The organism is Photorhabdus africana (assembly GCF_035181445.1).
GTDB lineage: Bacteria > Pseudomonadota > Gammaproteobacteria > Enterobacterales > Enterobacteriaceae > Photorhabdus > Photorhabdus laumondii.
This window is the reverse complement of record NZ_JAXBVE010000057.1, coordinates 1-25,130: the sequence shown is the minus strand read 5'-3', so window position 1 is coordinate 25,130 and position 25,130 is coordinate 1. Positions and strand designations below refer to the sequence as shown.

The 25,130-nt window shown below is 43.2% G+C and carries 43 protein-coding genes; 37 read left to right on the top strand and 6 right to left on the bottom strand.

Annotated elements, in window-relative coordinates:
- The first annotated feature begins 584 nt into the window (after window positions 1-584).
- The 32 genes from bfd (at window position 585) to SLS51_RS20860 (ending at window position 16,160) form a co-directional block, all read left to right on the top strand.
- Window positions 585-779, top strand: a complete 195-nt coding sequence (bfd, locus tag SLS51_RS21015; protein WP_323840507.1) for a bacterioferritin-associated ferredoxin — start codon at window positions 585-587, stop codon at window positions 777-779.
- Window positions 780-855: 76 nt separating this feature from the next.
- Window positions 856-1,332: a bacterioferritin gene (gene bfr / locus SLS51_RS21010; protein WP_323840506.1), complete on the top strand. Its 477-nt coding sequence runs from the start codon at window positions 856-858 to the stop codon at window positions 1,330-1,332.
- Window positions 1,333-1,635: 303 nt separating this feature from the next.
- On the top strand, window positions 1,636-1,947 hold the full coding sequence (rpsJ, locus tag SLS51_RS21005; protein ID WP_001181005.1) for a 30S ribosomal protein S10: 312 nt from the start codon (window positions 1,636-1,638) through the stop codon (window positions 1,945-1,947).
- A gap of 32 nt (window positions 1,948-1,979) precedes the next feature.
- Window positions 1,980-2,609, top strand: a complete 630-nt coding sequence (rplC, locus tag SLS51_RS21000) for a 50S ribosomal protein L3 (RefSeq protein WP_323840505.1) — start codon at window positions 1,980-1,982, stop codon at window positions 2,607-2,609.
- Between the two features lie 16 nt (window positions 2,610-2,625).
- Window positions 2,626-3,231, top strand: a complete 606-nt coding sequence (gene rplD, locus SLS51_RS20995; protein WP_011148794.1) for a 50S ribosomal protein L4 — start codon at window positions 2,626-2,628, stop codon at window positions 3,229-3,231.
- Window positions 3,228-3,530, top strand: coding sequence for a 50S ribosomal protein L23 (gene rplW / locus SLS51_RS20990; RefSeq protein WP_036841117.1), 303 nt, complete (start codon window positions 3,228-3,230; stop codon window positions 3,528-3,530). The genes rplD and rplW overlap by 4 nt, the downstream gene beginning before the upstream one ends.
- Window positions 3,531-3,549: 19 nt before the next feature.
- On the top strand, window positions 3,550-4,374 hold the full coding sequence (rplB, locus tag SLS51_RS20985; RefSeq protein ID WP_112879441.1) for a 50S ribosomal protein L2: 825 nt from the start codon (window positions 3,550-3,552) through the stop codon (window positions 4,372-4,374).
- A gap of 14 nt (window positions 4,375-4,388) precedes the next feature.
- On the top strand, window positions 4,389-4,667 hold the full coding sequence (gene rpsS / locus SLS51_RS20980) for a 30S ribosomal protein S19 (RefSeq protein WP_011148791.1): 279 nt from the start codon (window positions 4,389-4,391) through the stop codon (window positions 4,665-4,667).
- A gap of 14 nt (window positions 4,668-4,681) precedes the next feature.
- Entirely contained in the window at window positions 4,682-5,014 is a 333-nt protein-coding gene (gene rplV / locus SLS51_RS20975; protein ID WP_011148790.1) for a 50S ribosomal protein L22, read from the top strand.
- A gap of 17 nt (window positions 5,015-5,031) precedes the next feature.
- Window positions 5,032-5,733 (top strand): 30S ribosomal protein S3, encoded by a 702-nt coding sequence (gene rpsC, locus SLS51_RS20970; protein WP_112879442.1) that lies wholly within the window; start codon window positions 5,032-5,034, stop codon window positions 5,731-5,733.
- 12 nt (window positions 5,734-5,745) lie between these two features.
- On the top strand, window positions 5,746-6,156 hold the full coding sequence (rplP, locus tag SLS51_RS20965; protein ID WP_011148788.1) for a 50S ribosomal protein L16: 411 nt from the start codon (window positions 5,746-5,748) through the stop codon (window positions 6,154-6,156).
- The gene (gene rpmC, locus SLS51_RS20960) at window positions 6,156-6,347 is read left to right on the top strand and encodes a 50S ribosomal protein L29 (protein WP_010847484.1); all 192 of its coding nucleotides are present in this window, start codon (window positions 6,156-6,158) and stop codon (window positions 6,345-6,347) included. The genes rplP and rpmC overlap by 1 nt, the downstream gene beginning before the upstream one ends.
- Entirely contained in the window at window positions 6,347-6,601 is a 255-nt protein-coding gene (rpsQ, locus tag SLS51_RS20955; protein WP_011148786.1) for a 30S ribosomal protein S17, read from the top strand. Before rpmC ends, rpsQ begins: the two co-directional genes overlap by 1 nt.
- A gap of 179 nt (window positions 6,602-6,780) precedes the next feature.
- Entirely contained in the window at window positions 6,781-7,152 is a 372-nt protein-coding gene (gene rplN, locus SLS51_RS20950) for a 50S ribosomal protein L14 (RefSeq protein ID WP_036781889.1), read from the top strand.
- A 10-nt stretch (window positions 7,153-7,162) separates the two neighbouring features.
- Window positions 7,163-7,477: a 50S ribosomal protein L24 gene (rplX, locus tag SLS51_RS20945; protein WP_036781887.1), complete on the top strand. Its 315-nt coding sequence runs from the start codon at window positions 7,163-7,165 to the stop codon at window positions 7,475-7,477.
- A gap of 14 nt (window positions 7,478-7,491) precedes the next feature.
- On the top strand, window positions 7,492-8,031 hold the full coding sequence (rplE, locus tag SLS51_RS20940; protein WP_011148783.1) for a 50S ribosomal protein L5: 540 nt from the start codon (window positions 7,492-7,494) through the stop codon (window positions 8,029-8,031).
- A gap of 12 nt (window positions 8,032-8,043) precedes the next feature.
- Entirely contained in the window at window positions 8,044-8,349 is a 306-nt protein-coding gene (rpsN, locus tag SLS51_RS20935) for a 30S ribosomal protein S14 (RefSeq protein ID WP_011148782.1), read from the top strand.
- A gap of 33 nt (window positions 8,350-8,382) precedes the next feature.
- A complete protein-coding gene (gene rpsH, locus SLS51_RS20930) occupies window positions 8,383-8,775 on the top strand; it encodes a 30S ribosomal protein S8 (RefSeq protein WP_011148781.1) in 393 nt (130 codons plus the stop codon).
- A gap of 14 nt (window positions 8,776-8,789) precedes the next feature.
- Entirely contained in the window at window positions 8,790-9,323 is a 534-nt protein-coding gene (rplF, locus tag SLS51_RS20925; RefSeq protein ID WP_323840504.1) for a 50S ribosomal protein L6, read from the top strand.
- Between the two features lie 9 nt (window positions 9,324-9,332).
- Window positions 9,333-9,686, top strand: a complete 354-nt coding sequence (gene rplR / locus SLS51_RS20920) for a 50S ribosomal protein L18 (protein ID WP_011148779.1) — start codon at window positions 9,333-9,335, stop codon at window positions 9,684-9,686.
- A gap of 14 nt (window positions 9,687-9,700) precedes the next feature.
- A complete protein-coding gene (gene rpsE, locus SLS51_RS20915; RefSeq protein ID WP_011148778.1) occupies window positions 9,701-10,201 on the top strand; it encodes a 30S ribosomal protein S5 in 501 nt (166 codons plus the stop codon).
- 5 nt (window positions 10,202-10,206) lie between these two features.
- Window positions 10,207-10,386 (top strand): 50S ribosomal protein L30, encoded by a 180-nt coding sequence (gene rpmD, locus SLS51_RS20910; protein ID WP_011148777.1) that lies wholly within the window; start codon window positions 10,207-10,209, stop codon window positions 10,384-10,386.
- Between the two features lie 3 nt (window positions 10,387-10,389).
- On the top strand, window positions 10,390-10,824 hold the full coding sequence (gene rplO / locus SLS51_RS20905; protein ID WP_112879445.1) for a 50S ribosomal protein L15: 435 nt from the start codon (window positions 10,390-10,392) through the stop codon (window positions 10,822-10,824).
- Window positions 10,825-10,831: 7 nt separating this feature from the next.
- Complete coding sequence (gene secY / locus SLS51_RS20900; RefSeq protein ID WP_011148775.1) at window positions 10,832-12,163, top strand: preprotein translocase subunit SecY; 1,332 nt, start codon at window positions 10,832-10,834, stop codon at window positions 12,161-12,163.
- Between the two features lie 32 nt (window positions 12,164-12,195).
- On the top strand, window positions 12,196-12,312 hold the full coding sequence (gene rpmJ / locus SLS51_RS20895) for a 50S ribosomal protein L36 (protein WP_012768118.1): 117 nt from the start codon (window positions 12,196-12,198) through the stop codon (window positions 12,310-12,312).
- A 149-nt stretch (window positions 12,313-12,461) separates the two neighbouring features.
- The gene (gene rpsM / locus SLS51_RS20890) at window positions 12,462-12,818 is read left to right on the top strand and encodes a 30S ribosomal protein S13 (RefSeq protein WP_323840503.1); all 357 of its coding nucleotides are present in this window, start codon (window positions 12,462-12,464) and stop codon (window positions 12,816-12,818) included.
- A gap of 15 nt (window positions 12,819-12,833) precedes the next feature.
- A complete protein-coding gene (rpsK, locus tag SLS51_RS20885) occupies window positions 12,834-13,223 on the top strand; it encodes a 30S ribosomal protein S11 (RefSeq protein WP_002919257.1) in 390 nt (129 codons plus the stop codon).
- 37 nt (window positions 13,224-13,260) lie between these two features.
- Entirely contained in the window at window positions 13,261-13,881 is a 621-nt protein-coding gene (rpsD, locus tag SLS51_RS20880; RefSeq protein WP_323840502.1) for a 30S ribosomal protein S4, read from the top strand.
- A 25-nt stretch (window positions 13,882-13,906) separates the two neighbouring features.
- Window positions 13,907-14,896: a DNA-directed RNA polymerase subunit alpha gene (locus SLS51_RS20875; protein WP_011148772.1), complete on the top strand. Its 990-nt coding sequence runs from the start codon at window positions 13,907-13,909 to the stop codon at window positions 14,894-14,896.
- Window positions 14,897-14,936: 40 nt separating this feature from the next.
- Window positions 14,937-15,329 carry a 50S ribosomal protein L17 gene (rplQ, locus tag SLS51_RS20870; protein ID WP_011148771.1) on the top strand — a complete coding sequence of 131 codons (393 nt, stop codon included), beginning with the start codon at window positions 14,937-14,939 and terminating at the stop codon, window positions 15,327-15,329.
- A gap of 134 nt (window positions 15,330-15,463) precedes the next feature.
- Entirely contained in the window at window positions 15,464-15,880 is a 417-nt protein-coding gene (gene zntR, locus SLS51_RS20865) for a Zn(2+)-responsive transcriptional regulator (protein ID WP_011148770.1), read from the top strand.
- Window positions 15,881-15,959: 79 nt separating this feature from the next.
- The gene (locus SLS51_RS20860; RefSeq protein ID WP_011148769.1) at window positions 15,960-16,160 is read left to right on the top strand and encodes an alternative ribosome-rescue factor A; all 201 of its coding nucleotides are present in this window, start codon (window positions 15,960-15,962) and stop codon (window positions 16,158-16,160) included.
- A gap of 336 nt (window positions 16,161-16,496) precedes the next feature.
- On the opposite strand, the gene trkA is transcribed toward SLS51_RS20860, so the two are convergent.
- The 4 genes from trkA to def all read right to left on the bottom strand — a co-directional run bounded on the left by trkA (window position 16,497) and on the right by def (window position 20,774).
- A complete protein-coding gene (trkA, locus tag SLS51_RS20855) occupies window positions 16,497-17,873 on the bottom strand; it encodes a Trk system potassium transporter TrkA (RefSeq protein WP_323840501.1) in 1,377 nt (458 codons plus the stop codon).
- Between the two features lie 56 nt (window positions 17,874-17,929).
- Window positions 17,930-19,219 (bottom strand): 16S rRNA (cytosine(967)-C(5))-methyltransferase RsmB, encoded by a 1,290-nt coding sequence (rsmB, locus tag SLS51_RS20850; protein ID WP_323840500.1) that lies wholly within the window; start codon window positions 19,217-19,219, stop codon window positions 17,930-17,932.
- A 70-nt stretch (window positions 19,220-19,289) separates the two neighbouring features.
- On the bottom strand, window positions 19,290-20,237 hold the full coding sequence (gene fmt / locus SLS51_RS20845) for a methionyl-tRNA formyltransferase (RefSeq protein WP_323840499.1): 948 nt from the start codon (window positions 20,235-20,237) through the stop codon (window positions 19,290-19,292).
- A 24-nt stretch (window positions 20,238-20,261) separates the two neighbouring features.
- Entirely contained in the window at window positions 20,262-20,774 is a 513-nt protein-coding gene (def, locus tag SLS51_RS20840) for a peptide deformylase (RefSeq protein ID WP_323840498.1), read from the bottom strand.
- Window positions 20,775-20,907: 133 nt separating this feature from the next.
- Here def and dprA point away from each other — a divergent pair, with 133 nt between their 5' ends.
- The 5 genes from dprA to SLS51_RS20815 all read left to right on the top strand — a co-directional run bounded on the left by dprA (window position 20,908) and on the right by SLS51_RS20815 (window position 24,271).
- Window positions 20,908-21,993: a DNA-protecting protein DprA gene (gene dprA, locus SLS51_RS20835; RefSeq protein ID WP_323840497.1), complete on the top strand. Its 1,086-nt coding sequence runs from the start codon at window positions 20,908-20,910 to the stop codon at window positions 21,991-21,993.
- Between the two features lie 64 nt (window positions 21,994-22,057).
- Window positions 22,058-22,597 (top strand): topoisomerase DNA-binding C4 zinc finger domain-containing protein, encoded by a 540-nt coding sequence (locus SLS51_RS20830; protein WP_323840496.1) that lies wholly within the window; start codon window positions 22,058-22,060, stop codon window positions 22,595-22,597.
- A gap of 13 nt (window positions 22,598-22,610) precedes the next feature.
- Window positions 22,611-23,180: an L-threonylcarbamoyladenylate synthase type 1 TsaC gene (gene tsaC / locus SLS51_RS20825; RefSeq protein WP_323840495.1), complete on the top strand. Its 570-nt coding sequence runs from the start codon at window positions 22,611-22,613 to the stop codon at window positions 23,178-23,180.
- A gap of 12 nt (window positions 23,181-23,192) precedes the next feature.
- Window positions 23,193-24,011 carry a shikimate dehydrogenase gene (gene aroE / locus SLS51_RS20820; protein ID WP_323840494.1) on the top strand — a complete coding sequence of 273 codons (819 nt, stop codon included), beginning with the start codon at window positions 23,193-23,195 and terminating at the stop codon, window positions 24,009-24,011.
- Window positions 24,008-24,271: a DUF1488 family protein gene (locus SLS51_RS20815; protein WP_323840493.1), complete on the top strand. Its 264-nt coding sequence runs from the start codon at window positions 24,008-24,010 to the stop codon at window positions 24,269-24,271. Before aroE ends, SLS51_RS20815 begins: the two co-directional genes overlap by 4 nt.
- Here SLS51_RS20815 and SLS51_RS20810 read toward each other — a convergent pair.
- Both SLS51_RS20810 and SLS51_RS20805 read right to left on the bottom strand, forming a co-directional pair.
- Entirely contained in the window at window positions 24,247-24,792 is a 546-nt protein-coding gene (locus SLS51_RS20810) for a gamma carbonic anhydrase family protein (protein ID WP_323840492.1), read from the bottom strand. The genes SLS51_RS20815 and SLS51_RS20810 overlap by 25 nt on opposite strands.
- A 110-nt stretch (window positions 24,793-24,902) precedes the next feature.
- Window positions 24,903-25,130, bottom strand: a 228-nt coding sequence (locus tag SLS51_RS20805) for a hypothetical protein (protein ID WP_323840491.1), incomplete at its 5' end; no start/stop codon positions are given.

The following is a 25,130-nucleotide window of genomic DNA, read 5'->3' as shown; positions in this document are numbered from 1 at the left end:
TAACATTGTTCTCGGCATGATGGTGAGGTCTGGTTGTTTTTTGGCGAAAGTAATTATATCAAATCATCATGCTGTCTAATAATCCCCCGAAAAACATCAACAACCCCTAGTGATTTTTCCAAATAAGTATTTGTCTTCAGACTTAGGTAAGTCATATTTTCTTTTACATACAGGTAGTAGTATCTAACCCATGCTTGTTCTGCCTCTGTTGGTATGTTCTAACATAAAGAGGGGATACCCCCGAAAAGATTACGGCATAGCATGCTCGCTTTCGTACAACTAAGGTATGTGAATTCTATATCCCGTAATATCTTAAGCGGGTTGTTCTGTCTAGCTATCAGTTCTGGAACAAATTGCTGATGTAGGAGATAGTTTTAGGATGGAATAAATTTAAGAAAGTCCCTGATAGAGATAAAAGCCTTCCTAGCCAAAGTGTTATAGAAATGAGAGAACTACCTCTATTTGACAAGGTTAAAAGAATATTTGGAAGAACCTGAATCAGAAAATTAAAATGCGAATGATTATTGAAATGAGACTCATTATTATTTAATATGCGCTATAATGTGTACCAGAGAGTGTTATTTATGTATGTCTGCCTATGTAATGCGGTGAGTGACAAAACAATACGTAATGCGGTGCGTCAACATCATATTCACTCTATTCAAGAACTAAAACGTATTGTGCCTGTAGGCCGTGATTGTGGCAAATGCATACGCCAAGCTAGAGAGCTAATTAATGAGGAGATTGCACAGCTACCCAAGATAGATAATGTTGCTTGATAAAAAAGAAGTAAGTTTACTACTACTCTGCTGAATAGGTACTACACTTTAAGTACTGGAAGCGGAGGAGTGGACTATGAAAGGTGATAAAAAAATGATTGCTCATTTGAACAAACTTCTTGGAAATGAGCTTGTTGCAATTAATCAGTATTTTCTGCACGCCCGGATGTTCAAAAACTGGGGCCTTACTCGTCTTAATGATAAGGAATATCATGAATCTATCGATGAAATGAAGCACGCCGATAGGTACATTGAACGTATCCTTTTTCTTGAAGGGATTCCTAATTTGCAGGATCTAGGAAAACTTAACATCGGAGAAGATATCGAAGAAATGCTTAAATCTGACTTGCAGCTCGAATTGCAAGGAGCTAAAGATTTGAAAGAAGCGATTGCTTATGCTGATTCGATTCATGACTATGTTAGCCGTGATTTAATGATCGATATTCTAGATGAAGAAGAAAAGCATATTGATTGGCTGGAAAATCAATTTGAATTAATTGAACGTATGGGGATTCAAAATTACACTCAAGCACAGATTCTTGAAGGAGAATAGTTATAATTACGGAAAAATGCCCTATCTGTTAAGTTAGGGCATCTTGTTTCATACCCCTTTAACTTTACTCCGGACAGATCTTCATCTGTATCTTGCTTTGTTAATTGATTTGAGTATAATATGCGGTCTTACTTACGTGTAAGTCTGGTTTGTTAACCAGTAAATGCGCAGTATTGTTTTGCTGTCCATTTAAAATACTCCCGATATGGGGGTTATATATTGAACGATTACACTCTCCCATCAATCGAAATGGGCTCGAGGAGTAATTATTTACGTTTATAAAATAGTTGGAGCTCTGGTCTCATGCAGAACCAAAGAATCCGTATTCGCCTGAAAGCATTTGATCATCGTTTGATCGATCAATCAACTGCGGAAATTGTCGAGACCGCTAAGCGTACTGGTGCGCAGGTTCGTGGTCCGATCCCGCTGCCGACTCGTAAAGAGCGTTTTACCGTTCTAATTTCACCGCATGTTAATAAAGATGCGCGTGATCAGTACGAAATTCGCACTCATAAGCGTCTGGTTGACATCGTTGAGCCAACCGAGAAAACCGTTGATGCTCTGATGCGTCTGGATCTGGCTGCCGGTGTAGACGTGCAGATCAGCCTGGGTTAATCAGGTCATTGAACGATTGAGAGGTTGAAACAATGATTGGTTTAGTCGGTAAAAAAGTGGGTATGACTCGTATCTTCACTGAAGATGGCGTTTCGATCCCTGTAACTGTTATCGAAATTGAAGATAACCGTGTTACCCAGGTTAAAGATCTGGATAACGATGGTTATCGTGCAATTCAGGTTACTACTGGTAGCAAGAAAGCTAACCGTGTAAATAAACCTGAAGCGGGTCATTTCGCTAAAGCTGGTGTTGAAGCTGGCCGTATCCTGCGTGAATTCCGTCTGTCTGAAGACGAAGAATATGCTGTAGGTCAAAGCATTAGCGTTGAGATTTTCGCTGACGTTAAGAAAGTCGACGTTACTGGTACATCTAAAGGTAAAGGTTTTGCTGGTACTGTTAAGCGCTGGAACTTCCGTACCCAAGATGCTAGCCACGGTAACTCTTTGTCTCATCGTGTTCCGGGTTCTATCGGTCAGAACCAGACTCCGGGCAAGGTATTTAAAGGCAAGAAAATGGCAGGCCAACTGGGTAATGAACGCGTAACTGTTCAAAGCCTGGATGTAGTACGTGTTGACGCTGAGCGCAACCTGCTGCTGGTCAAAGGTGCTGTTCCAGGTTCAACTGGTGGCAACCTGATCGTAAAACCGGCTGTCAAGGCGTAACGTCGAGGAGATAGGAATGGAATTGGTAATGAAAGACGCGCAAGGCGCGCTGACTGTTTCCGAAACTACCTTCGGGCGTGATTTCAATGAAGCGCTTGTGCATCAAGTAGTTGTTGCTTACGCAGCTGGTGCACGTCAAGGTACTCGTGCTCAGAAAACCCGTGCTGAAGTTTCTGGTTCAGGTAAAAAACCATGGCGTCAGAAAGGCACTGGCCGTGCACGTTCTGGTTCTATTAAGAGCCCAATTTGGCGCTCTGGTGGCGTAACTTTCGCAGCTAAGCCACAGGACCACAGTCAAAAAGTTAATAAGAAAATGTACCGTGGTGCTTTAAAAAGCATCCTGTCTGAATTGGTACGTCAAGATCGTTTGATCGTTGTCGAGAAATTTTCTGTAGAAGCGCCTAAAACCAAGCTTCTGGTTCAGAAACTGAAAGAGATGGCTCTGGAAGATGTGCTGATTATCACTAATGAAGTTGATGAGAATTTGTTCTTAGCAGCTCGCAACCTGTACAAGGTTGATGTTCGTGATGTAGCTGGTATTGATCCAGTTAGCTTGATCGCCTTCGATAAAGTGGTTATGACTGCTGATGCTGTGAAGCAAGTTGAGGAGATGCTGGCATGATCCGTGAAGAACGTCTGCTGAAAGTACTGCGCGCACCGCACGTATCTGAAAAAGCTTCTACAGCGATGGAGAAAAGCAACACCATCGTTCTCAAAGTTGCGAAAGACGCGACTAAAGCAGAAATCAAAGCTGCTGTGCAGAAACTGTTTGAAGTCGAAGTTGAAGCTGTTAACACTTTGCTGGTAAAAGGCAAAACTAAACGCCACGGTCAGCGTATTGGTCGTCGGAGCGACTGGAAAAAAGCTTACGTCACACTGAAGGAAGGCCAGAATATGGACTTCATCGGTGGTGCAGAGTAAGTCGGAGGAGTAAAGAACAATGGCAATTGTTAAATGTAAACCTACGTCTCCGGGCCGTCGCCACGTTGTTAAAGTGGTTAACCCTGAGCTGCATAAGGGTAAACCTTATGCTCCATTGCTGGAAAAAAGCAGCAAAACCGGTGGTCGCAACAACAATGGCCGTATTACCACTCGTCACATTGGTGGTGGCCACAAGCAGCACTATCGTTTGATTGACTTTAAACGTAATAAAGATGGTATTCCTGCTGTAGTTGAGCGCTTGGAATATGATCCAAATCGTTCAGCAAATATCGCCTTGGTTTTGTATAAAGATGGTGAACGTCGTTATATCCTTGCACCTAAAGGGCTGAAAGCTGGTGATCAGATCCAATCTGGTGTTGACGCAGCTATCAAAACTGGTAACGCATTGCCAATGCGCAATATCCCTGTTGGTTCTACCGTACATAACGTAGAAATGAAACCGGGTAAAGGTGGTCAGTTGGCTCGTTCCGCTGGTGCATACGTTCAGATCGTTGCCCGTGATGGTTCTTATGTAACTTTGCGTCTGCGTTCTGGTGAAATGCGTAAAGTTCTGTCTGACTGCCGCGCCACTTTAGGTGAGGTTGGTAATGCAGAACATATGCTACGAGTTCTGGGTAAAGCTGGTGCAAGTCGCTGGCGTGGTATTCGTCCTACCGTTCGTGGTACGGCGATGAACCCGGTAGATCACCCACATGGTGGTGGTGAAGGTCGTAACTTTGGTAAACATCCTGTAACTCCTTGGGGTGTTCAAACTAAAGGTAAGAAGACCCGTAGCAATAAACGTACTGATCAGTTCATCGTACGTCGCCGTACTAAAAAATAATTAGAGGATAAACCATGCCACGTTCTCTCAAGAAAGGTCCATTTATTGACCTGCACTTGCTGAAGAAGGTAGAGAAAGCGGTGGAAAGCGGAGACAAAAAGCCTATTAAGACTTGGTCCCGTCGTTCAACGATCTTTCCTAACATGATCGGTTTGACCATCGCTGTCCATAATGGTCGTCAGCATGTACCAGTTTTTGTTTCCGACGAAATGGTTGGTCATAAACTAGGTGAATTCGCGCCGACCCGTACTTATCGCGGCCATGCGGCCGATAAAAAGGCTAAAAAGCGCTAAGGTAGGAGGAAGAGATGGAAACTATCGCTAAACATCGCCACGCTCGTTCTTCTGCTCAGAAGGTTCGCCTTGTAGCTGACCTGATTCGCGGTAAGAAAGTGTCGCAAGCTCTGGAAACTCTGACCTATACCAATAAGAAAGCTGCTGGTTTAGTGAAGAAAGTACTTGAGTCTGCTATTGCTAATGCAGAACACAACGATGGTGCTGACATTGATGATCTGAAGGTCACGAAGATTTTCGTAGACGAAGGCCCGACCATGAAGCGTATTATGCCTCGTGCAAAAGGTCGTGCAGATCGCATCCTGAAGCGCAGCAGCCACATTACTGTGGTTGTGTCCGATCGCTGAGACTCTGGAGACTAGCAATGGGTCAGAAAGTACATCCTAATGGTATTCGCCTGGGTATTGTCAAACCTTGGAACTCTACTTGGTATGCGAATACTAAAGAATTCGCTGACAACCTAGACAGCGATTTTAAAGTTCGCCAGTACTTGAAGAAAGAACTGGCAAAAGCGTCTATTTCACGCATTGTTATTGAACGTCCTGCTAAAAGTATTCGTGTAACTATTCACACTGCTCGCCCAGGTATCGTAATCGGTAAGAAAGGTGAAGACGTAGAAAAACTGCGTAAAACTGTAGCGGAAATCGCTGGTGTTCCTGCGCAAATTAATATCTCTGAAGTGCGTAAGCCTGAACTAGACGCGAAACTGGTTGCTGACAGTATTACTTCACAGTTGGAACGTCGTGTTATGTTCCGCCGTGCTATGAAGCGTGCAGTTCAGAATGCGATGCGTCTAGGCGCTAAAGGCATTAAAGTGGAAGTCAGTGGCCGTTTAGGCGGTGCTGAAATCGCGCGTACTGAATGGTATCGTGAAGGTCGAGTACCGTTGCACACACTGCGTGCAGATATCGACTACAACACTTCAGAAGCGCACACCACTTATGGTGTACTCGGCGTTAAGGTATGGATCTTCAAAGGTGAGATCTTGGGTGGTATGGCTGCTGTTGAACAGGCGGAAAAACCGGCTGCACAACCTAAAAAGCAGCAGCGTAAAGGCCGCAAGTAAGGAGAGTCGCTGATGTTACAACCAAAGCGTACGAAATTCCGTAAAATGCACAAAGGCCGTAACCGTGGCCTGGCAGCAGGTGCGGATGTTAGCTTCGGCACTTTCGGTCTGAAAGCTGTGGGCCGTGGCCGTCTGACGGCACGTCAGATTGAAGCGGCACGTCGTGCTATGACCCGTGCAATTAAACGTCAAGGTAAAATCTGGATACGTGTATTTCCAGACAAACCTATCACTGAAAAGCCACTCGAAGTGCGTATGGGTAAAGGTAAAGGTAACGTAGAATATTGGGTTGCCTTGATCCAGCCTGGTAAAGTCCTTTATGAAATGGACGGTGTGCCTGAAGAGCTGGCTCGTGAAGCATTCAAGCTGGCAGCAGCGAAACTGCCTATCAAGACCACCTTTGTAACTAAGACGGTGATGTAATGAAAGCACAAGAGCTGCGCGAAAAAAGCGTTGAAGAGCTGAACACTGAGCTGCTGAATTTGCTGCGTGAACAATTTAACCTGCGCATGCAGGCTGCAAGTGGCCAGCTACAACAGTCTCATCTGTTGAAACAAGTGCGTCGTAATATCGCACGCGTTAAGACTTTATTGACTGAGAAGGCGGGTGCGTAATGACCGATAAAATCCGTACTTTGCAAGGTCGTGTTGTAAGTGACAAAATGGAGAAATCTATTGTTGTTGCTATTGAGCGTAAGGTGAAACACCCCCTGTATGGTAAATTCATCAAACGTACGACTAAACTGCATGTACATGACGAGAACAATGAATGTGGCATCGGTGATGTGGTGGAAATCCGCGAAACCCGTCCACTGTCCAAAACTAAATCTTGGACTTTAGTTCGCGTTGTAGAGAAAGCGATTCTGTAAGCTGACTCGAATAGAGTAAACGGCTCAGGCTATGGGCCGTTTATTTTTTCTATCTATATCTGAGATGTGGTGTTATAATGCTGCGCCCTCATGATATGGGGTATCTGAACGGCCTCTTCATATTAAATTATAGTAGTGAAGTGGGCTCAGTAGTAGTTGACATTTAGCGGAGCACTAAAATGATCCAAGAACAGACTATGCTGAACGTGGCCGACAACTCCGGTGCACGTCGCGTAATGTGTATCAAGGTTCTGGGTGGCTCGCACCGTCGCTATGCACACGTCGGCGACATCATAAAAGTCACCATCAAGGAAGCAATTCCTCGTGGTAAAGTGAAAAAAGGTGATGTCCTGAAAGCGGTAGTGGTGCGCACCAAGAAGGGTGTTCGTCGCCCTGACGGTTCTGTCATTCGCTTCGATGGCAATGCTTGCGTGTTGTTAAACAACACAAGTGAGCAAGTTATCGGTACGCGTATTTTTGGGCCGGTAACTCGTGAACTTCGTAATGAAAAGTTCATGAAAATTATCTCCCTGGCACCAGAAGTACTCTAAGGAGCGGACAATGGCAGCGAAAATCCGTCGTGATGACGAAGTTATCGTGTTGACTGGAAAAGATAAAGGTAAGCGCGGTAAAGTAAAACAGGTTCTTTCTACTGGGAAAGTCATTGTTGAAGGTATCAACTTGGTTAAAAAGCATCAGAAGCCTGTTCCGGCTCTGAACCAGCCAGGTGGCATCGTTGAAAAAGAAGCTGCAATCCAGGTTTCAAACGTTGCGATCTTCAATGCGGCAACCGGTAAGGCTGACCGTGTAGGTTTTAGATTTGAAGACGGAAAAAAAGTTCGTTTCTTTAAATCTAACAGCGAAACTATCAAGTAATTTGGAGTAATACGATGGCGAAACTGCATGATTACTACAAAGACGAGGTAGTCCAAAAACTGATGACTCAGTTTGGCTACAATTCTGTCATGCAAGTCCCTCGGGTCGAGAAGATCACCCTGAACATGGGTGTTGGTGAAGCAATTGCTGATAAGAAACTGCTGGATAATGCAGCAGCGGATCTGGCAGCAATCTCTGGTCAAAAACCATTGATCACCAAAGCGCGCAAATCAGTTGCAGGCTTCAAAATCCGTCAGGGCTATCCAATCGGCTGTAAAGTGACCCTGCGTGGTGAACGTATGTGGGAGTTTCTTGAGCGCCTGATTTCTATTGCTGTACCTCGTATTCGTGACTTCCGCGGTTTGTCTGCTAAGTCATTTGATGGTCGTGGCAATTATAGCATGGGTGTACGTGAGCAAATCATCTTCCCTGAAATCGATTACGATAAAGTGGATCGTGTTCGTGGTCTGGATATTACTATCACCACAACTGCGAAATCTGATGATGAAGGCCGCGCACTGTTGGCTGCTTTTAACTTCCCGTTCCGCAAGTAAGGCAGGGTATTCATGGCTAAGCAATCAATGAAAGCACGTGATGTAAAACGTGCGAAATTAGCTGAAAAATTCTTCACTAAACGTGTAGAATTGAAAGCTGTCATTTCTGATGTGAATGCATCTGATGAAGAGCGTTGGAATGCTGTTCTTAAGCTGCAAACACTGCCACGTGATTCCAGCCCTTCTCGTCAGCGTAACCGCTGTCGCCAAACTGGTCGCCCGCATGCGTTTTTGCGGAAGTTTGGGTTGAGCCGTATTAAAGTCCGTGAAGCCGCCATGCGCGGTGAAATTCCGGGCCTTAAAAAGGCTAGCTGGTAATTGTCACCAATTGAATCACGGGAGTAAAGACAGATGAGCATGCAAGATCCCATCGCGGATATGCTGACCCGTATCCGTAACGGTCAGGCCGCGAATAAAGTTGCGGTCACCATGCCTTCCTCCAAGCTGAAAGTGGCAATTGCCAAGGTGCTGAAGGAAGAAGGTTATATTGAAGATTATAAAATTGAAGGCGACACCAAGCCAGAGCTGGAATTAGTACTGAAATACTTCCAGGGCAAGGCTGTTGTAGAAAGTATTCAGCGTGTAAGCCGACCAAGTCTGCGCATCTATAAGAAAAAAGATGAGCTGCCACAAGTTATGGCTGGTTTGGGTATCGCTGTTGTTTCTACCTCTAAAGGTGTAATGACTGATCGTGCAGCTCGCCAAGCTGGTCTTGGTGGCGAGATTCTCTGCTACGTAGCTTAATTCGGGAGGAAAGAATGTCTCGTGTTGCAAAAGCACCCGTCGTTATTCCTACCGACGTAGAGGTAAAACTCGACGGTCAGGTTATTTCGATTAAGGGTAAAAACGGCGAGTTGAGTCGTACAATCCACAGCGCAGTTGAAGTTAAGCATGCAGATAATCAACTGACCTTCGCTCCACGCGATGGTTATGTTGATGGTTGGGCACAGGCGGGTACAACTCGTTCTTTGCTGAATGCTATGGTTATCGGTGTTACCGAAGGCTTCACTAAGAAGCTTCAACTGGTAGGTGTTGGTTATCGTGCAGCAGTCAAAGGCAATGTTATCAACATGTCTCTGGGCTTCTCACATCCAGTTGACCACGACCTGCCAGCAGGCATTACTGCAGAATGTCCGTCACAAACTGAAATCGTACTAAAGGGTGCTGATAAACAGGTAATCGGTCAAGTTGCGGCAGAACTGCGTGCCTATCGTCGTCCTGAGCCTTATAAAGGTAAGGGTGTTCGTTACGCCGACGAAGTCGTGCGTATCAAAGAGGCTAAGAAGAAGTAAGGTAACACTATGGATAAGAAAGCAGCTCGTATCCGTCGTGCGACCCGCGCACGCCGCAAGCTCCAGGAACTGGGTGCAACTCGCCTGGTGGTACATCGTACCCCTCGCCATATTTATGCGCAGGTTATCGCACCAAACGGTTCTGAAACTTTGGTGGCAGCTTCTACTACAGAAAAAGCTATCAATGAACAATTGAAATACACTGGAAATAAAGAAGCAGCAGCAGCAGTTGGTAAGGCAATTGCTGAACGTGCATTGGAAAAAGGTATTAAAGATGTATCCTTTGACCGCTCTGGTTTCCAATATCATGGTCGAGTCCAGGCACTGGCAGATGCTGCCCGTGAAGCTGGCCTTCAGTTCTAAGGTAGAGGTGTAAGATGGCTCACATCGAAAAACAAGCTGGCGAACTGCAGGAAAAGCTGATTGCGGTAAATCGCGTATCTAAAACCGTAAAAGGTGGCCGGATTTTCAGCTTTACCGCACTGACTGTTGTAGGTGATGGTAATGGTCGCGTTGGTTTTGGCTACGGCAAAGCACGCGAAGTTCCGGCAGCAATCCAGAAAGCGATGGAAAAAGCCCGTCGCAATATGAAAACCGTCGCACTGAACAGCGGCACTTTGTATCACCCAGTAAAAGGTGCACACACTGGTTCCCGTGTGTTCATGCAGCCTGCTCACGAAGGTACTGGTATCATCGCAGGCGGTGCTATGCGTGCTGTTTTGGAGGTGGCTGGTGTTCGTAACGTACTGGCTAAAACCTATGGTTCCACCAACCCTATTAATGTGGTTCGTGCAACTCTGGATGCTTTAGACAGCATGAAGTCTCCAGAAATGGTCGCAGCTAAGCGTGGTAAATCCGTCGAAGAAATTCTGGGGTAATGGCCATGGCTAAGACTATTAAAGTAACACAGATTCGCAGTTCAATCGGCCGTCTGCCTAAACATAAGGCAACTTTGGTTGGTTTAGGTCTGCGCCGTATCGGTCATACAGTAGAGCGTGAAGATACTCCTGCTATACGTGGTATGATCAACTTGGTTTCCTATATGGTTAAAGTTGAGGAGTAACAGATGCGCTTAAATACTCTGTCTCCGGCTGATGGTTCCAAGCATGCGCCTAAACGTGTAGGTCGTGGTATTGGTTCTGGCCTGGGTAAAACCGGTGGCCGTGGTCACAAGGGTCAGAAGTCTCGTTCTGGCGGTGGCGTACGTCGCGGTTTTGAAGGTGGTCAGATGCCTTTGTACCGTCGTTTGCCAAAATTCGGCTTCACTTCACGTAAGGCGATGGTTACAGCAGAAGTTCGTTTGTCTGATTTTGCTGCCGTTGAAGGCGATATTATCGATCTGAATGCATTGAAAGCAGCTAACATTGTTGGCACTCAAATTGAATTTGCGAAAGTTATTCTTTCTGGCGAAATCAATCGTGCAGTAACTGTGCGTGGCCTTCGTGTTACTAAGGGCGCTCGTGCTGCAATTGAAGCTGCTGGCGGTAAAATTGAGGAATAAGTAACAGATGGCTAAACAACCAGGATTAGATTTCCAAAGTGCTAAAGGTGGACTGGGCGAGCTGAAACGTAGGCTGTTGTTTGTTATTGGCGCGTTAATTGTTTTCCGTATTGGTTCTTTTATTCCTATCCCTGGTATTGATGCCACTGTGCTTGCCAAATTGCTCGAACAGCAAAGGGGCACCATCATTGAAATGTTTAACATGTTCTCTGGTGGTGCTTTAAGTCGTGCTTCTATCTTTGCACTGGGGATAATGCCGTATATTTCTGCGTCTATTATTATTCAGTTGTTGACGGTGGTTCATCCAACGTTGGCAGAGATTAAGAAGGAAGGGGAAGCTGGTCGTCGTAAGATTAGCCAGTATACTCGCTATGGTACTTTAGTGCTGGCTATATTCCAGTCAATCGGTATTGCTACTGGTTTGCCGAATATGCCAGGAATGCAAGGGCTGGTGATCAATCCAGGGTTTGCTTTCTACTTCACGGCTGTTGTGAGCCTAGTTACTGGGACTATGTTCCTAATGTGGTTGGGTGAGCAGATTACTGAGCGTGGTATTGGAAACGGTATCTCTATCATAATCTTTGCTGGTATCGTTGCGGGTTTGCCGCCGGCCATTGGCCATACCATTGAGCAAGCTCGGCAAGGCGATCTGCACTTCCTCCTGTTGCTGTTGGTTGCAGTGTTAGTGTTTGCAGTAACTTTCTTCGTTGTTTTCATGGAGCGTGGCCAACGACGTATCGTTGTTAACTATGCAAAACGTCAGCAAGGTCGCCGAGTTTATGCTGCACAGAGCACACATTTACCGTTGAAAGTGAATATGGCTGGGGTTATCCCTGCAATTTTTGCTTCCAGCATTATTCTGTTCCCTGGTACCATAGCTTCCTGGTTTGGGGGAGGAACTGGTTGGAACTGGCTGACTACTATTTCAATGTACTTGCAGCCTGGGCAACCGCTTTATGTGTTACTCTACGCGTCTGCAATCATCTTCTTCTGTTTTTTCTATACCGCGTTGGTTTTCAACCCGAGAGAAACAGCAGATAACCTGAAGAAGTCCGGTGCATTTGTACCAGGAATTCGTCCGGGAGAGCAAACAGCCAAGTACATTGATAAAGTAATGACACGCCTAACTTTAGTTGGTGCGATGTATATTACTTTTATCTGCTTAATCCCGGAGTTCATGCGTGATGCGATGAAGGTGCCATTTTATTTTGGCGGTACTTCGCTACTTATTGTAGTTGTAGTCATCATGGACTTTATGGCTCAAGTGCAAACTCTGATGATGTCAAGTCAGTATGAGTCTGCATTGAAGAAGGCAAATCTTAAAGGTTATAACCGTTAATTGGTTTGCTTGAGAAGTTACGGAGAGTAAAAATGAAAGTTCGTGCTTCCGTCAAGAAATTATGTCGCAACTGTAAAATCGTTAAGCGTAACGGTATCGTTCGCGTGATTTGTAGTGCAGAGCCTAAGCATAAACAACGCCAAGGCTAATGAAATAGCATATTTTTCTTGCAAAGTCGGTTTGAGCTGGCTAAATTAGCCAGCCAATCTTTTTTATATCACAGCAACACTGTTTGAGTATCCTGAAAACGGGCTTTTCAGAATGGTGTTGCGGTAAATAAATAATTTAGGAGTGCATAGTGGCCCGTATAGCAGGCATTAACATTCCTGATCAGAAGCATACCGTGATCGCTTTAACATCGATCTACGGAATTGGTAAAACTCGCTCCCAAGCCATTTGTGCTGCGACGGGTATTGCTGAACATGCTAAGATCAGCGAGCTGTCTGAAGAGCAAATTGATAAGCTGCGTGACGAAGTTGCCAAATACGTTGTAGAAGGCGATTTGCGTCGTGAAGTAACCCTGAGCATCAAACGTCTGATGGATCTTGGTACTTATCGTGGTTTACGTCACCGTCGTGGTCTACCTGTTCGCGGCCAGCGTACTAAGACCAACGCACGTACCCGTAAGGGTCCACGTAAGCCGATCAAGAAATAATCGGGGTATTGTATAATGGCAAAAGCACCTATTCGTGCACGTAAGCGTGTAAGAAAGCAAGTCTCTGACGGTGTGGCTCATATCCATGCTTCTTTCAACAACACCATCGTGACCATTACTGACCGCCAGGGTAATGCCTTGGGTTGGGCAACTGCTGGTGGTTCCGGTTTCCGTGGTTCTCGTAAATCTACTCCGTTTGCAGCTCAGGTTGCAGCAGAGCGCTGTGCTGAAGCAGTGAAAGAATACGGAATTAAGAACCTGGAAGTTATGGTTAAAGGACCTGGTCCTGGCCGCGAGTCAACTATTCGAGCGTTAAATGCGGCAGGTTTCCGCATTACTAACATTACTGATGTGACTCCGATCCCTCATAACGGTTGTCGTCCACCTAAAAAACGTCGCGTTTAATAGCGTTTACTTTTTTAGGTTCGATTGGAGAAAGAAAATGGCAAGATATTTGGGTCCTAAGCTCAAGCTGAGCCGTCGCGAGGGTACAGATCTATTCCTGAAGTCTGGCGTTCGCGCGATTGACACCAAGTGTAAATTAGAACAAGCACCTGGGCAACATGGCGCACGTAAACCGCGTCTGTCTGACTATGGTGTGCAGTTACGTGAGAAACAAAAAGTTCGTCGTATTTACGGTGTTCTAGAACGTCAATTCCGTAACTATTATAAAGAAGCAACTCGTCTGAAAGGCAACACAGGTGAAAACCTGCTGAGTTTGCTGGAAGGTCGTCTGGACAACGTTGTTTACCGTATGGGTTTCGGGGCGACTCGTGCTGAATCACGCCAAATGGTAAGCCATAAGGCTATCATGGTAAATGGCCACGTTGTTAACATCGCTTCCTATCAGGTATCCCCGAATGACGTAGTCAGCGTTCGCGAAAAATCGAAAAAGCAGTCTCGTATCAAGGCGGCTTTAGAGCTGGCTGAGCAGCGTGAGAAACCAACTTGGTTGGAGGTTGATGCTGTGAAGATGGAAGGTGTGTTCAAACGTATTCCTGAACGTGCCGATCTGTCTGCTGACATCAACGAACACCTGATCGTCGAGCTTTACTCTAAGTAAAGCTTAGCACCAAAGAGAGGACACAATGCAGGGTTCTGTGACAGAGTTTCTAAAACCGCGCCTGGTTGATATCGAGCAAGTCAGTTCGACGCACGCCAAGGTGACCCTTGAGCCATTAGAGCGTGGCTTTGGCCATACTCTTGGTAACGCACTGCGCCGTATTCTGCTTTCGTCTATGCCGGGTTGTGCGGTGACTGAGGTTGAGATTGATGGTGTACTGCATGAGTACAGCACCAAAGAAGGTGTACAGGAAGATATCCTGGAGATTCTCCTCAACCTGAAAGGGCTGGCGGTAAGAGTTCAGGGAAAAGATGAAGTTATTCTTACCTTGAATAAGTCTGGCATTGGCCCTGTGACTGCAGCCGACATTATCCACGACGGAGATGTCGAAATCGTCAAGCCGCAACATGTAATCTGCCACCTGACTGACGAAACTGCTTCTATAAGCATGCGCATTAAAGTTCAGCGTGGTCGAGGTTATGTGCCGGCTTCTGCCCGGATTCATTCGGAAGAAGATGAGCGCCCTATTGGTCGTTTGTTAGTAGACGCTTGTTATAGCCCAGTAGAGCGTATTGCCTACAATGTTGAAGCAGCGCGTGTAGAACAACGTACCGATTTGGACAAGTTGGTTATCGAGATGGAAACTAACGGTACAATCGATCCTGAAGAGGCGATTCGCCGTGCAGCTACTATTTTGGCTGAACAGCTGGAAGCTTTTGTTGATTTACGTGATGTACGTCAGCCAGAAGTAAAAGAGGAGAAGCCAGAGTTTGATCCGATCCTGCTGCGCCCTGTTGACGATCTGGAATTGACTGTCCGCTCTGCTAACTGTCTTAAGGCAGAAGCTATCCACTACATCGGTGATTTGGTACAGCGTACCGAGGTTGAGTTGCTTAAGACACCTAACCTGGGTAAAAAATCTCTTACAGAGATCAAAGACGTACTGGCTTCACGTGGCTTATCTCTGGGCATGCGCTTAGAAAACTGGCCACCAGCAAGTATTGCTGATGAATAACTAGATCACAGGTTAAGGTTTTACTGAGAAGGATAAGGTCATGCGCCATCGTAAGAGTGGTCGTCAATTGAACCGCAACAGCAGCCATCGCCAAGCTATGTTCCGCAATATGGCAGGTTCTTTGGTCCGTCATGAAATCATCAAGACGACTCTGCCTAAAGCGAAAGAACTGCGTCGCGTCGTTGAGCCGCTGATTACTCTTGCCAAGATTGACAGCGTAGCTAATCGTCGTCTGGCATTCGCCCGTACTCGTGACAACGAAATCGTGGCAAAACTGTTTAATGAGCTGGGCCCGCGTTTTGCGAGCCGTGCAGGTGGTTACACTCGTATTCTTAAGTGTGGCTTCCGTGCTGGTGACAATGCTCCGATGGCATACATCGAGCTTGTTGACCGTGCGACTGAGCCTCAAACAGAAGTTGCGACTGCGGAGTAATCTGTAGGGGCATATAAAAGAACCGGGTTTATCCCGGTTTTTTTACACTTGCATATATGAATTTCTAACTTATTTTTTTTCATCCTGCTATGCTGATATCTCAAACAATGTTATCTATTGTAGGAGATATAAAGATGTATCGTATTGGCCAACTGGCTAAATTAGCGAATGTAACTCCAGATACTGTGCGTTTCTATGAAAAACAAGGAATGATGGAACATCAGAACCGTACTGAAGGAGGATATAGACTTTATACAGAGCAAGATCTACAGCGCCTTCGATTTATACGCTATGCTAAGCAATTGGGGTTTACATTGGAAGCTATTACAGAATTATTGTCTATTCGTGTAGATCCAGCCCATCATACTTGTGAAGAGTCAAAGCAAATTGTAGATTCTAGGTTAATGGAAGTGGAGGAAAAACTTCTTGAAATGCGAAAAATGCGTGATTCACTTAAGATGTTAAGTGATGCTTGCTGTGGTAGTTCTCATATAAGTATTTACTGTTCTATTCTTGAAACTTTAGAACAAGGTGCTTTAAATAAGAAATAAGTAAATTTTCTTTGTTATTGAAAATTCAGAGAGTACAATTGCTATGTTTGTAGATAAATTAATATGATAGAGGCATATGATGATTACATATCACCATAAGAAAGGTGTAATAAAGGATAATGCTCTAGAAGCTCTATTACGTGATCCACTATTTAAACAACGAGTTGAAAAAAATAAAAAAGGAAAAGGAAGTTACCAGAGGAAAGAAAAACATAGTAAAGCAAGTAGCTGGGAGACCAGTGGTAAGGGGTCATTAGATTCTTTACTACTGGTCTTTTAGTTTAATAGGTCTATTTCCTACTTTTCAGTAATCTACGAACTTCTAATAATAATTTTGTTTCGGTAATTGGGAGTATTTGATATAACTTCAATCTCCTTTTACTAAATGATCTGTTTATTAGTTTCATTGTGTAGAAAAATAGTGAATGATGGTAAGGTGTTCTTTTAAAATCATATCGATACTGACGTCAGCAGCTAAATTGGCAAAATTATCTTTCATAGTAAATTCATAAACTGATTTAAAAGTTTCATCACACCCTTTTAATTAAAACATACCAAGTTGTATTAGTTATTGTGTTCTAATTATATGACTGATGCATAATGATTTCTTTGGCTTTTAAAGGAAAAAAGGGCTTGGCTGGAATAGTTTCTCTACTTCGGGGACAAATTTCTTATCTGTAATAAACATAATTACATGATCTCCTTGTTCGATAACACTGTAATCACTAGCAATAAGGACTTCGTTACCGCGAGCTATTGCACTAATTGTAGTGCCTGGTGGTAATTTAATATCACCTACAGTTCGACCAACAACCTTTGACGTATTTTCATCCCCATGAGCAATCGCTTCGATAGCTTCGGCCACTCCACGACGTAATGAGGAAACGCTTACAATATCTGCTTTGCGAACATGACCTAGTAGAGCGGAAATCGTCGCTTGTTGTGGAGAGATTGCAATATCAATGACACCACCTTGTACTAAATCGACATATGCACTACGTTGAATGAGAACCATGGCTTTTTTGGCGCCCATGCGCTTGGCAAGCATTGCAGACATGATATTTGCCTCGTCATCGTTGGTTAGAGCAATAAATACATCAACTTGTTCTATATGTTCTTCAGCTAATAACTCTTGATCGGAGGCATCTCCATAGAAAACAATGGTGTCATGTAATAATTCGGCTAGTTCTATAGCTCTTTGCTGATTTCGTTCAATTAATTTAACCCTGTAATCTTTTTCCAGACGTAGTGCAAGACCGGCGCCCACATTGCCACCACCTACAATCATAATACGTTTGTAGGGTTTTTCTAAACGTTGAAGCTCGCTCATTACAGCACGAATATGTTGTGATGCAGCTACAAAGAAAATTTCGTCACCGGCTTCAATAACTGTAGAACCTTGTGGTCTTATTGGTCGATCCTGACGGAATATTGCTACAACTCTGGTATTAATATGTGGCATGTGCTCACGAAGTGAGGAAAGTGCATTTCCTACAAGTGAGCCTCCATAATAAGCTTTTACTGCAACAATACTTACCCGGCCTTCGGCAAAGTTAACGACTTGCAAGGCTCCAGGATATTGAATTAGTTTATAAATATAATCTATGACAAGTTGTTCTGGTGAAATAAGATAATCAATAGGAATGTCATTAGGTAGAAAAAGTTTATCTGCTTCACAAATATATTCTGCTGCGCGTATTCGCGCAACTTTATTTGGGGTGTTGAATAAGGAATAAGCAATTTGGCATGCAATCATGTTAGTTTCGTCAGAATTAGTTACAGCAACTAACATATCAGCATCTTCTGCACCAGCTTCTCTTAATACTCTGGGGTAAGAACCATGACCATTGACTACTCTGAGATCGAATTTATCCTGTAGTTGATGTAGACGGTTGGGATCAGTATCGACTATGGTGATATCGTTATTTTCACCTACCAGATTTTCAGCTAATGTACCGCCAACTTGACCTGCACCAAGAATAATTATTTTCATAGTATTCTCTAACTTATTGCAAACAAATAATTATCTCTATAAATCGTAGAGATATATTACCGTTTAGTTAATCGAGCGTAAAAGAAACCATCACCACCATTTAACTCAGGTATTATTTGTTTTCCTAGACAATCACTTGTCTCTGTTCCCGCGAGTTTTGCATCTGAGTGGCGTTTTAAAAACGAGCTGATTTGCTGACAATTTTCATCTGGTAGAATAGAACAGGTTGCATATACTAACGTTCCGCTTTTCTTTAAGTATGGCCAAATTGCATCAAGAATTTCAGATTGTAATTGAACTAATTGAGCAATATCTTCCTCGCGGCGTAACCACTTGATATCAGGATGGCGACGGATTACTCCTGTTGCTGAACACGGTGCATCCAAAAGAATGCGGTCGAATTGCTGGTTCTCTGCCCAATGTTCAGGGTGGCGTCCATCACCGGTTTTTACTGTAGCGTGGCAGTTAAGGCGTTTGAGATTTTCTTTTACTCGTTTGATTCTTTGCTCATCAATATCTACCGCTACTACTTGAGATTCTGGTGCTATTTCGAGGATATATGTTGTTTTCCCTCCTGGTGCTGCACAAAGATCGAGAATTTTCTCTCCATTAATGGGTTTTAGTAACTCGACACACTCTTGTGCGGATAGATCTTGGACAGTGACCCAACCTTTGTCAAATCCAGGTAATATTGTTACAGGGCAAGGGGAAATTATGCGGATAGCAGAAGGTGATTCGGGCGCTGGTTCCGCATCAATTCCTGATTTACGAAGAAGAGTGAGATATTCATCCCGACTATGGTATATACGATTAACTCGTAACCACATAGGGGGTTTTTTATTATTAGCATTAATAAGTTGTTGCCATTGTTGTGGATAGGCTTTTTGGATTCGAGTTAATAGCCATTCTGGGTGTAAGTGGTGGCTGGGATTATTTTGCGTACATTCCATTAACTGTAGCTGTTGTCTCTGAAATTGGCGAAGAACGCCATTAATTAACCCTTTTAATTGAGAATGCTTCAGAGTTACGGCTCCGTTTACTGTTTCAGCAAGTGCGGCATGGGCTGGAATACGAGTATAGGCAAGTTGGTATATCCCAACCATAAGCAGGTAATGAAGAATACGTTGTTTACCTTTTAATGGTTTTACCATTAGTTGACCTATTATCCACTCTAGCTGTGGTAATACGCGTAACACTCCGAAAGATAATTCCTGTAACAAGGGTTTGTCTTTATCAGTTATATTTTGTTGCAGTTTGGGTAAGACTGTACTGAGAGACTGTCCTTGATCCAGAACTTGATTGATTGCTTTTGCGGTGATACTTCGCAGATTATATGTGTTTTTCATAGTTAAAAAAGCTGACAAAAGCCAGCATTAAGAGAAAGTTTGAGAGAGAGCTTACAGCATAAAATAGTATTCAGTTGATTTTATTGCCTGGCGTAAACCATTCACGTTTAGAGTTAAGTAGATTTGCTGCTGACATTGCTTTTTTACCGGCAGGTTGTAATTGTGTGATGTTCAGAATTCCATCAGAAGTAGCAATATAAATACCTTTTTTGTCTGCTTTTAATACAGTTCCTGGTTCTGCAGAAATTTGTTCTTCAATGGCTTCTGCTTTCCAAATTTTAACAGGTTGTCCTTCTACCTCGAAGAAGCTCATGGGCCAGGGATTAAATGCGCGAATACAACGTTCGAGGTGGGTTGCAGATAGTTCCCAATTTATACGGGCTTCTTCTTTGCTTAGTTTTTCAGCGTAGGTGACTAAATTTTCGTTTTGAATTTCAGGTTGACTTTTACCCGATGTTATTAACGATAATGTTTTGAGTAACGCATCTGGCCCAATGCTGGCCAGTTTTTCGTATAAGCTGGCACTGGTATCCTTAGGTGTAATAGGGCAGCTTGCTTTATATAGCATGTAGCCCGTATCAAGACCTATATCCATTTGCATGATCGTTACGCCTGTTTCTGTATCACCGGCCCAGAGCGAGCGTTGAATGGGTGCTGCACCTCGCCAACGTGGTAATAGGGAGCCATGTACGTTTAGGCAACCTAATCTTGGAATATTTAAAACAGTCTTAGGAAGGATTAATCCATAGGCAACAACTATGAGAACATCAGGCTGTTGTTTTAGAATCCATTGTTGGTTTTCTTCTGAGTGTAAAGTAGCTGGCTGAAAAACGGTGATGTTACGTTCCTCTGCCAGTACCTTTACAGGACTGGGTGTCAGTTTTTTACCTCTTCCTGCCGGTCTATCTGGTCGAGTTAGAACGCCAACCACCTCATGTTGAGACATTAATAAAGCCTCTAAATGGCGTGCTGCAAAATCAGGTGTTCCGGCAAAAACAATACGTAATGAATCAGACACGTTTATTTCCTGTATTAATGTAATTTACTTGGTTCGGGCTTTTTGTTTATCTAGTTTTTCTACTTTTTGGCGTATACGTTGGCGTTTCAGTGGAGATAAGTAATCCACAAAAAGTTTACCGATTAAATGGTCCATCTCGTGCTGAATACAAATTGCTAGTAAGCCATCAGCTTGTAATTCAAATGGTTGACCATTGTAATCTAGGGCTTTGATTTTAACTTGTTCGGCTCGTGGTACCAGTGCTCGTTGTTCAGGAATAGACAAACAGCCCTCTTCGATCCCAGTTTCACCACTTTTTTCCAGTAATTCTGGGTTGATCAGAACGAGACGCTCGTTACGTGTTTCTGATACGTCAATAACAACAATACGCTGATGAATATCAACTTGTGTTGCTGCCAAACCGATACCTTCTTCTGCATACATAGTTTCAAACATATCATCAATGATACGTTGAATCTCTGCATCAACTGTTTCAACAGGCGTTGCAATAGTGCGAAGCCGCTCGTCTGGGTAATGTAATACTTGTAATACTGACATATATGTTTAGATCTGCATCCAAAATGTTAATGGTATTCTATGTCTATTCTAGACATTTCCCGTTTAGATTGACAGTATCGATTGCTAATTGAGCAGTTTAGTTTTATCCGTCAATCTTAGCCAGGATGACAACATGGAAGCTATGGAAGTATGGTTGCGAATGAAGATGGTTTCTCATTTGGCAACAGAGAAAGCAGCAAATGTTGCAGAAAAATTATTACATTCCGGAAATCGTTACCTCACTGTGCTGAAAGATAGTGGATTATCGTCGGCACAATCTCTGCAATTTACTAAAGTAAATAGAACCTTACTAACTTCATGCCTTAAGTGGCTGGAACAACCAGAGCACCATTTATTGACATATTCTCACCCTTCATATCCACCTCTATTAAAGCAGATACATACCCCTCCGCTTGTGCTTTTTGTGTCAGGAAAACCAGATATTCTTTTAAAGAAGCAGGTGGCGATGGTCGGGAGCAGGACAGCAAGCTATTATGGTGAAAAATGGGGAAGATTTTTTGCAAGTGAATTGGTTCGATATGAGTTAGTTATTACTAGTGGTTTAGCTATTGGTATTGATGGTATTTGTCACCGAGCTGCATTGGATAGTGGAGGTGAAACAGTAGCTGTATTAGGTAGTGGGCTTGGACAGATTTATCCTCATAGACACGGATCATTAGCAAAGCAAATTGAGGAAAATGGTGCGCTTGTTTCTGAATTTTTTCCGGATACTCCGCCACGCGCAAAAAATTTCCCCAGAAGAAATAGGATTATCAGTGGATTAAGCTCAGCAGTGATTGTTGTAGAGGCAGGTCAAAATAGTGGCTCGTTAATTACTGCTCGTTGTGCCCTTGAACAAGGAAGGGATGTATTTGCATTACCAGGGCTTTTGGGAAATTCAGTGAGCGAAGGGAATCACTGGTTAATAAAACAAGGTGCATACTTAGCTACAAATGCAATGGATATTGTGGAACATGTTTACAGTTCATTACAATGGTTGAATATGGAAAAAACAGAGGAAGAAGTAAAACCGCAGTTTGAGCAAACTGAGTTGCCATTTACTGATGTGCTAGTTAACGTAGGCGCTGAAATAACGCCTGTTGATATTATTGCTCAGCGTTCTTCATTACCTATAACTGAGGTCATGACAAAGCTCCTTGAGCTGGAATTACTGGGTAAGGTGACTGTGGTTGCTGGCGGTTATGTGCGTGTGAGCTAAATTAACCGAATTTCCAGAGTCCTGTTCAACGTCATATGAGAATGAGTTTTTGAGTGAAAATAGTATGGCAAAAATGGTTCCTTTCTCCACTAATGAAACTGAATATTGCCCTGAATGTGGTTCTGTGTTGGTTATGCGTAATGGTATCCATGGCCCATTTCTTGGATGTTCTGGTTATCCATCATGTCAATATATTCGTCCATTAAAAGGGCAAAGTGATGGTCATGTGGTAAAAGAACTTGAAGGGCAGCTATGTCCCGCGTGTGGAGTCAATTTGATTTTGTGCCAAGGACGTTATGGAATGTTCATTGGCTGTAGTCGTTATCCTGAATGTGAACATACAGAACTAATTGATAAACCGGATGAGACGTTAATAGCCTGTCCGCAATGTAAACAAGGACAATTATTCCAACGGAAATCACGTTTCGGAAAAATTTTCCATGCGTGTAACCGTTACCCTAATTGCCAGTTTGTATTAAATAATAAGCCAATTGCGGGTAAATGTGAGTTTTGTTCTTATTCGTTGTTGGTGGAAAAACGTACATCACAAGGTGTAAAGTTATTTTGTGCCAGTAAGTTGTGTGGAAAACGGCAAATAAATTGAGCAGAGTAATAAAATGAGCAATGAAGCATCACCTGCATTTGAGAATGTATTAACTGCATTAAAAGCAGAAAAAGTGATTGCCTATCCAACTGAAGCTGTTTTTGGGCTTGGATGTGATCCTGATAGTGAAAAAGCAGTAAATGAACTGCTTATATTAAAGAAACGTCCTTGGCAGAAAGGGTTGATTCTTATCGCAGATAATTATGAACAGTTACAACCATATCTTGATGATAAACTTCTAAGAGAAGAACAAAAAAAAGTTATGTTTGCCTGTTGGCCAGGGCCTGTAACCTGGGTGATTCCTGCCAAATTCAGTGCACCTAAGTGGTTGACAGGGCAATTCACTACCTTAGCTGTCAGAGTTAGTGATCATCCTTTGGTGAAACAGTTATGTACTTTTTATGAGAAACCGTTGGTGTCGACCAGTGCAAATTTGAATGGCCTTGAACCATGCAGAACAGCAGAAGAAGTTAGACAACAGTTTGGAGATAAGCTTCCTATATTAAACGGAGATGTTGGAGGTCGGAAAAACCCTTCAGAAATTCGGGATGCTTTAACTGGTGAGCTTTATCGTCAAGGGTAAGGGGAGATAAATATGGATCAATTTGCTGTCTTTGGTAATCCTGTTGCGCATAGTAAATCTCCGCGTATCCATCAGTTATTTGCTAGACAGACAGGTATTGAGCATCGTTATGAGAAAATTCTGGTGCCGATAAGTAAATTTCAAGAGGCATTGGATATATTTCTTAAACAGGGAGGTATAGGAGCCAATATTACTGTGCCATTTAAAGAGCAGGCATTTATTCGGGCAAATGAGTTGACTGAACGGGCAAGACTCAGCGGTGCAGTTAATACTTTTAAATTACTTAATAATAATCAATTGCTTGGTGATAACACGGATGGTATAGGGTTATTAACAGATTTGATGCGACTTGAGTTTATTACTCAAGGGCAACATATTTTAATCATTGGAGCTGGTGGCGCTGCCAGAGGTGTTTTATTTCCATTATTAGAATTTGGTTGTAAAATTACAATTACAAACCGCACGTTTAGTCGCGCTATACAGGTTGCTAATAATTTTTCGGCAATAGGCAATATTCGCCCTGCTGAGATGAAAGCACTTAATGGTCCTGAGTTTGATCTCATTATCAATGCGACTGCATCTGGTATTAATGGTGAGATTCCTACTATATCTCCATCCATATTTAATGAGAATTGTGTCTGCTATGATATGTTTTACCAGGCTAATTTGACGCCCTTTATTTCCTTTGCCAAGAAGCATGGTGTTTCTCGTTATGCGGATGGGCTGGGGATGTTAGTGGGGCAAGCTGCTCATTCATTTAAATTATGGCATGGTGTATTGCCTGAAATTTCACCTGTATTGCTAACATTGAAACAGGAGTTACGTTCGTGAATCAATCTATCCAATTTCCTGATAGAGAAGAGTGGTGTGAGCAAGAGCAGATGGTCATTTTTCCCGCACTGGTAAATGGATTATTGGTTCAATGTGTTATAAGTGCCAAGGAGCTTTTATACCGTTATGGGCCGGAAGATCATCATCCACTAAGTCTTTTTCGACAAAATCGTTGGGATATAGAAGAGGAATTCGAATTAGTAATTAATAACGAGGATGATGATCATTTGGGACGTTACATATTACCTTCCTGCAAATAGTTATTTTTCAAGCTAACGTAATGGCTTGCTGAATAACATAGCCCTTTTAATTCTTCAGGTTTTAGTTTTCTGACCTGGCGGGCAGGGCTGCCAATATAAAGGTACCCACTTTCTAATATCTTGCCTGGGGCTACTAGGCTGCCTGCACCAATAATAACGTTATCTTCAATCACTGAACCATCAAGTAGGATGGAGCCCATACCGATGAGTACTTGATTACCGATAGTGCAGCCATGAAGTATAACCTTATGCCCAATAGTGACATCATCCCCCACAATTAAAGGAAAACCATTAGGATTGTCTGTTGTTTTGTGTGTCACATGTAATATAGAGCCATCTTGAATGTTAGTACGTGCACCAATAGATACATAGTTAACGTCCCCACGGATGACAACTAAAGGCCATATACTGACATCATCAGCAAGTCTAACATTACCAATGATTACACTAGATGAATCTAGCATAACGTTCTGACCAACTTTGGGTTGAATATCAAGGTAACTGCGTAACGTTTCAAACATGTATACCTCTGAAGAGAAGATGGAGATTTACTTTAAATAAGATTTTAGTGAGGAAAATACCAGTATGCAATGAAAGAAACTTGTTGAATTGGGCTATGCTGGTTTGAATTTTACCCAAAAAGGACAATGATTCGCCTGTTGGTGATAAATGTGAAAAAAAGTATTGTATAAAAATCTGAGCTCTCTATAATGCGCCACCACTGACCGACACAACGCTGATAAACATGGTGAGGTCGGGCAGAGAAAAAGCCAACAGGCCCTTGACTCTGCGGGCGAAAAGCGTAATATACGCAGCCCGGCTGAACGAGAATATTATTTTTTATTTCAGCCTGCTCTTT